The sequence below is a fragment of the Microcystis sp. LEGE 08355 genome (assembly GCF_015207185.1).
In the GTDB taxonomy this organism is placed as follows: Bacteria; Cyanobacteriota; Cyanobacteriia; order Cyanobacteriales; family Microcystaceae; genus Microcystis; species Microcystis panniformis.
This window is the reverse complement of sequence record NZ_JADEXI010000284.1, coordinates 1-5,932: the sequence shown is the minus strand read 5'-3', so window position 1 is coordinate 5,932 and position 5,932 is coordinate 1. Positions and strand designations below refer to the sequence as shown.

Below are 5,932 nucleotides of genomic sequence, written 5' to 3'. Positions count from 1 at the left end.
GAGACAGATGGGGAGGGGCGATTGCTTTTTGGGGAGGAGAAGGGGCGATCGCCTGCCCTGAGATTAATCTCTCAACAAAGCTCGAAAACCAGCTTGCTGAAAATGAATATCCGTTGTTAATGCTTCCGTTATTCTACGCTCTTCCATTACAATAAAAGAAATACAGTCAACAATTCCCCAATTTTTATCGTTTCTTTGACAATATAGTTGAAAAGCTTTTTGATAAAGAATTTCCGATAAGGGAATAACTGTCACTGTTCTGTCCTTTTCTAATGAGGACAATAATTTAATTGACTTAGAGCGATATTTTTGTTTAGATAAAGCATTGCCAATCTCTAAAATAATGGCTCTGGTTGTAACTAAAGGGGTTTTTGAAGCTTTTAATTGTTGGGCAATGGCAAGTGCTTTATGATGATAATCGTCCGTAGATGAAGATAAAGCGATCGCATAACTTGTATCGAGAAATTTCTCAGGGTTCATGCTCTTTTTCTTCGCCATATAAATATTTATCTAGATTTTCTGACCAATCAGAGGGTCCGTCTAGTTGTAATGATTCTGCTGTCTCTAAAAAAGAAGTGAGTTCATTATTTTCATCCGATAAGTTATCAACAATAATGCGGACACGAGTATTAGCCTTCAATGTAACGGGTTGCTCTGGATGAAAGACCTTTCCGTCAAATAATGCGTTAATAGAATTAAGCATGATCTGTTGGTGAAATGATTTTTACTTGAAATATCTATATTATAAATGTAACACACCAAATTGATTGTTATTCGCTGTCATCTTGTTGGTTAAACTTTAAAGCTGCCGCTTGGGATAGGAAGGCAAAGGGCGATCGCTTTTTGATGAGGAGGAGGGGCGATCACATATCGTATTTTTCTATTATCATAGTAAAATCAGGCAAATATTTTGAAAATAACATGAAAATTAAAGCTCTAATCTGGCAAGAAGATGGTATTTGGTGCGGTTCCGTACCGGCATTGCCAGGCTGTCATACCTGGGGAGAAAGCTACGAACAATTATTAGAAATGTTGCAAGATGCAGTTCAAGGATGGCTTGAAGTTGCAAGTCAAGAAACAGAAATTGAAGCAGAAAAAGAGCTAGTCGAATTATCATTATGAAATCTATTTCTGGCCAAGCCCTTTGTAAAATTATTGAACGTTATGGTTAGCAGTTAAAACGCATTAGTAGTAGTCATCATATTTATACAAAACAGGGAATGAAAGTTATTTTATCCGTTCCTGTTCATGGCAATAAAGATTTACCAATTGGTACTCTTAAGAGTATTTTGAAAGATGCTGATCTGACCGAAGATGACTTGAGATAACGGTGATCGCTGTTTTCTTGTTGATTAAATCTTAAAAACGCGATCAGGTTTTCTTTTGAAATCTAGGGTAAAGCTGTTAAAACAAAACGGATAGACGTTGCCACTACCGCCGTAAACAAAATCCCAATCAAAGCCCAAACCTGCTTGCCCTGATTGCTGTCTACCTTTTCTATCTGTAATTCCATTTTATCGAATCGCTTATCCATTGAATCCAATCGTTTCTCTACATTATCAACTTTGGTTTCTACAGTAGCCAATCGAATCTGTACTTGATTCACATCTTTAGAAATTGTATCTAGCTTCTGATTCATTTCTGCTAGAACTTCGCGCAAATCTGTTTCGATGATAGTCGGTGTTGGCATAACTCATCTTGTTAATCAGGCTGACACACTCATTTTAATCTATTTTTTTGCTGAGAGAACGGCCTCTTCTCAAAATATAGCAATTCTCATTTTAAGGTTTCATGACATTAAAACCCTTGCACCTAGAGGGGTTAATAATTCTTAACGAATCTCTAGATCGCTGAAACAACGCAAAATCGTTTCAAAATGAGAATAGCTGGTACGAATTGCGGTGCAGACAATACCTTACTCAAAAAACCCTGCGCTACTATTAGAACCAGAGGCGATCATTTGAAGGGCAACTGAGCCACCGTATAATGTTCAAATTCCTATGGAGTCCTAACCCATGCAAGTGAAACTTTCGGAGCAAATCTCGTCTGCGGATGCGGAAAATATTTTAAAGTGCTTACCAGACTGGATTCAGGATGCCCTGATTGCTCGCGCTACTGAAATTGATTATCCCGTTGAAGCAATCCTTGAGATGGCGATCGCCAGTTTTCTAGACACAGAGGCATTAAGTTTTGCCGACTGTAAGCCAGGGCGAGGTCAATAAGTGCGATCGCTCTTGTAGTAACGCACTAAATTGATTGTTATTCACCGTAATTATCTGATTTTTTGGATTTTTATTAATGCGATCGCCGAGCTTGTAGCTGATCTTGTAGTGCAATCATTTTTTGATGATGGGGAGGGGCGATGGTTTTTGGGAGGAGCAATTTTTTGGGAATGGCGATTTGGATGAGGAGTGCGATCACTGATCTTGTAGGTTGGGTTGAGGTGACAAAACCCAACATTGCCTTTATTTCTTACCTTAATTTTTTGGGTTTCACTTCTACATTTTATTCCATACCAATATCACTATCAAAGATCAGCTTTTCTGAAGCTCCCCACATCTGATCATAAATTCCTTCTTCAACCTAACGGTGAAAACTGGAATATTGCCAATCTTTCGGAGCGTTTACTAATCCATGATGCACGGTATTCGAGATGATTAACAAAATCTCAATAAAAAAACCCTTGACAAATCCCCGCACTTGACAGATACTTATATATAGAATGGGAATCCGTGCCTGCCTGCAAACCCTCTTTTTTTAGGTTAGATAAGCTTCAAAAAAATAAAAACCTAATACCTGACCAGTGCTAAAGAGGATAGGTTATGACAACTAAAGACTTATACGAACAAGACTATCCTGCTTGGTTAGAAGAAACGGCCAAACAACTGCGACAAAGACAGACAGATGTATTAGATTGGGAACATCTCGAAGAAGAAATCGAAGCATTGGGGAACGAACAGAGACATAAAGTAGATAGTTATCTCCTACAATTGCTCATTCATCTGCTCCTCTACCAATACTGGCCGGAGGAACGAGAAAGATGTGCGCGGGAATGGCAGGACGAAATCGGTAACTTTCGGGTGGAATTAGAACTTTTATTGGAGTCGAAAACCCTTTATAACTATTTTTTAACCAGAATCGCCGTTATTTACCCCAAAGCAGTGAAGCGAGTCCGACAAAAAAGCCAATTACCGGCCGCTATCTTTGCCGAAAGCTGCCCCTATAGTCCCGAACAAATCCTCGATTCCGATTTTCTCCCCTAAAATTCCAGCAGATTTCTTCCCATAAAATTCTTGACAAATCCCCGCACTTGACAGATACTTATATATAGAATGGGAATCCGTGCCTGCCTGCGAACCCTCTTTTTTCAGGTCAAATAAGCGTCAAGAAAATAAAAACCTGATAACCGGTCGCTAACTACCTATAAGCTTTTCACCCAATCACTAATCAACCGGTTAACCTCTGTGGGAATTTCATCGTGGGGACAATGACCGGCAGTTAGATAATATTCTGTGAGAGAAGGATAGTATTGACGGAATTTGGCCCCGCGTTCCCTAGGATTCATCCAAGGGTCCCCTTCACCCCATAACATCAACAGGGGACAACTTAACTTTTGCAGGAGAATATCCACATTTTCCCCCCGGGGAGATTTAAACACAGAAGCAAAAACTTTGGCTGCTCCCGCATCCAGGGAAGGACGACGGATATCTTCTATTAACTGCTCAGTAATGGCACTGCGATCGAGATATACTTTCTCTAGGGTTTTGCGGATATTTTTGGGTTGACGGGTATAGAGAAATAAGAGATAACTGGCCCAAGGTTGCAGCAAGATCGATCGCAGTAGTTTTTGTGCTAAATTAGGCTGACGATTGCTTTCTGTATCGCTAAAGGGACCGGCACTATTGAGGAGAATTAATCCCCGAACATTCTCGGAATGATTAGCAGCCACACAGAGAGAAGCGTAACCCCCCAGAGAATTACCCGCTAAAACCGTCGGTTGGCCCACAACTTCCTTGATAAAATCGTTTAATTGTTGCTGCCAAAGACTGCCACTATAGACAATATCCGGTTTAGCTGATCTACCGAATCCTAACAGATCGATCGCCCATACCTCCCATTCTGAGGCTAAACCTTGCACATTTTTTCGCCAATGGTCGGTGGAAGCACCAAAACCGTGGACTAATAGTAAAGGGGGTTTTCCCGTGACTCTAGTACCCGCTTGCACATAGTGTATCGAATGTCCTTGCCATTGCCAATTTTGCTTTATCGTCAGAGCAGCTGTATTCATCGGCTGTTTTGTTAAGTAATGTGAATAATTCTTAGTCTAACCGATTGGGAAACTGGAGACAAAGCTAGAGATTTTTGACCAAACCTCTTGACTGAAAACGGGACTTGACATATACTTATATATATAATGGGAATCCGTGCCTGCCTGCAAACCCTTCATTTTTGGGCAAATAACCCTAAAAAACACTCTCAAAAAAAATCTTGAGCGGGATTAGTCTGCCGGTATGGGTGGCTAACACGGGAGAATTACTCCTGAATCACTGGGACAGTTTTTTGCTAATTCTGATAACAGCTATGAAGATTTTGACGATTTTACAGGGATTAATCGACAAAAATCCCTTAACTGAGGCGGATCTAGAAGAATTACTAGAGATCGAATCCTTAAATTTTAATGAGACTAACCCTCTCATCCTACAGGAAAGGGCGGAACTATTAACGATTCTCTGGCCGCGAGTCTGGCAAAAATGTCAGGAGTTAGGGATAAATCAGCCAAATCAGATTTTGATCAGCTGTTGGCGCTTCTGGATTCCCTGGGCGCTAGAGCTACGCAGCCACGCAAAACCGTTGATTCAAGGCATTTTGGCTCCCCAAGGCACGGGAAAGACCACCTTAACATCCATAATGTCGATTATTTTAGCCTATTTTGATTTAAAAGTAAATAATCTCTCTTTAGATGATATTTATAAGACCTATAATGAGCGAATAAAATTGCGTCAAAAGGATGAAAGATTACGCTGGCGTGGTCCACCGGGTACTCATGATATAGAATTAGGAATTAAAGTTTTAGAACAGGTTTGTCAGCAAGAAAGTCCGATTTTAATCCCGCGTTTTGACAAGTCACTGCATCGAGGACAAGGAGATAGAATTGCACCGGAACAAGTGGAACGAGTTGATATTCTTTTTTTCGAGGGTTGGTTTGTGGGCATGAATCCAATAGAAGAAACAGTCTTTGATCATGCCCCCGATCCGATTAATAGCGAAGAAGACCGACAATTTGCCAGGGATAATAATCAAAGATTGCGAGAATATCTACCCCTCTGGTCAAAAATTGATCGCTTACTGATTCTTTATCCCCTTGACTACCATTACAGTTTACAATGGCGACAGGCGGCCGAAACAAAAGGAGGTATGACCCCATCAGAAATTGAGGAATTTGTCAAGTATTTTTGGAAAAGTTTACATCCGCAATTATTTCTCCCACCCCTGCTCAAACAAGCAGAGCTAGTGGTAGAAATTAATCAGGATCATAGTCTGGGAAAAATCAGTTATCAGTGAGCAGCAGGCAAAAGGCAAAAGAAAGAATCTGGCAATTCTCCTACCCAAAAAGAAGGTTAGAAACTAAGTCCATCAAATCTTCTAGCTTAACAAATTAGGTTTTAGATTCCGTCGAGTGAAAAGAAAGCCCCAAACTTGTTACTTAACACTATTGACTGAAAACTCCCATCTGATAACTGGTAACTGATAACTGATAACTGATAAAGCTTATGATTGAAGTCGAACATCTGAGTAAAATTTATGGTTCTACCACGGCAATTAGTGACGTGGATTTTACCGTAGAAAAAGGAGAAATTCTCGGTTTTTTGGGACCAAATGGAGCCGGAAAAACCACGACTATGAGGATTTTATCTGGTTATATTCCTGCCAC

At 40.3% G+C, this 5,932-nt stretch carries 9 protein-coding genes and 1 pseudogene; 6 read left to right on the top strand and 4 right to left on the bottom strand.

Annotated features, from left to right (window positions below; translation table 11 throughout):
• Positions 1-63: 63 nt before the first annotated feature.
• Both IQ242_RS14720 and IQ242_RS14715 read right to left on the bottom strand, forming a co-directional pair.
• Positions 64-480, bottom strand: a complete 417-nt coding sequence (locus IQ242_RS14720) for a type II toxin-antitoxin system VapC family toxin (RefSeq protein WP_002735193.1) — start codon at positions 478-480, stop codon at positions 64-66.
• Positions 470-703, bottom strand: coding sequence for a hypothetical protein (locus IQ242_RS14715; protein ID WP_002755783.1), 234 nt, complete (start codon positions 701-703; stop codon positions 470-472). The genes IQ242_RS14720 and IQ242_RS14715 overlap by 11 nt, the downstream gene beginning before the upstream one ends.
• Before the next feature lie 218 nt (positions 704-921).
• Here IQ242_RS14715 and IQ242_RS14710 point away from each other — a divergent pair, with 218 nt between their 5' ends.
• Together IQ242_RS14710 and IQ242_RS14705 are read left to right on the top strand one after the other, a co-directional pair.
• Positions 922-1,122 (top strand): type II toxin-antitoxin system HicB family antitoxin, encoded by a 201-nt coding sequence (locus IQ242_RS14710; RefSeq protein ID WP_002735173.1) that lies wholly within the window; start codon positions 922-924, stop codon positions 1,120-1,122.
• A pseudogene (locus tag IQ242_RS14705) lies at positions 1,119-1,328 on the top strand (type II toxin-antitoxin system HicA family toxin). Before IQ242_RS14710 ends, IQ242_RS14705 begins: the two are co-directional and overlap by 4 nt.
• A 62-nt stretch (positions 1,329-1,390) precedes the next feature.
• Here IQ242_RS14705 and IQ242_RS14700 read toward each other — a convergent pair.
• Positions 1,391-1,690: a hemolysin XhlA family protein gene (locus IQ242_RS14700; RefSeq protein WP_004159847.1), complete on the bottom strand. Its 300-nt coding sequence runs from the start codon at positions 1,688-1,690 to the stop codon at positions 1,391-1,393.
• Positions 1,691-2,015: 325 nt separating this feature from the next.
• On the opposite strand from IQ242_RS14700, the gene IQ242_RS14695 reads away from it, so the two are divergent.
• Positions 2,016-2,222, top strand: coding sequence for a hypothetical protein (locus IQ242_RS14695; RefSeq protein ID WP_002736760.1), 207 nt, complete (start codon positions 2,016-2,018; stop codon positions 2,220-2,222).
• Positions 2,223-2,822: 600 nt separating this feature from the next.
• The gene (locus IQ242_RS14690) at positions 2,823-3,263 is read left to right on the top strand and encodes a DUF29 domain-containing protein (protein WP_193960474.1); all 441 of its coding nucleotides are present in this window, start codon (positions 2,823-2,825) and stop codon (positions 3,261-3,263) included.
• Between the two features lie 158 nt (positions 3,264-3,421).
• Here IQ242_RS14690 and IQ242_RS14685 read toward each other — a convergent pair whose 3' ends face one another.
• Positions 3,422-4,288 carry an alpha/beta fold hydrolase gene (locus IQ242_RS14685; protein WP_193960473.1) on the bottom strand — a complete coding sequence of 289 codons (867 nt, stop codon included), beginning with the start codon at positions 4,286-4,288 and terminating at the stop codon, positions 3,422-3,424.
• Positions 4,289-4,581: 293 nt separating this feature from the next.
• Between IQ242_RS14685 and IQ242_RS14680 the strand changes: the two genes are divergently transcribed.
• Both IQ242_RS14680 and IQ242_RS14675 read left to right on the top strand, forming a co-directional pair.
• On the top strand, positions 4,582-5,562 hold the full coding sequence (locus IQ242_RS14680; RefSeq protein WP_193960475.1) for an ABC transporter ATP-binding protein: 981 nt from the start codon (positions 4,582-4,584) through the stop codon (positions 5,560-5,562).
• A gap of 209 nt (positions 5,563-5,771) precedes the next feature.
• Positions 5,772-5,932: ATP-binding cassette domain-containing protein (locus IQ242_RS14675; RefSeq protein WP_193960472.1), on the top strand; the 161-nt coding region annotated here is incomplete at its 3' end.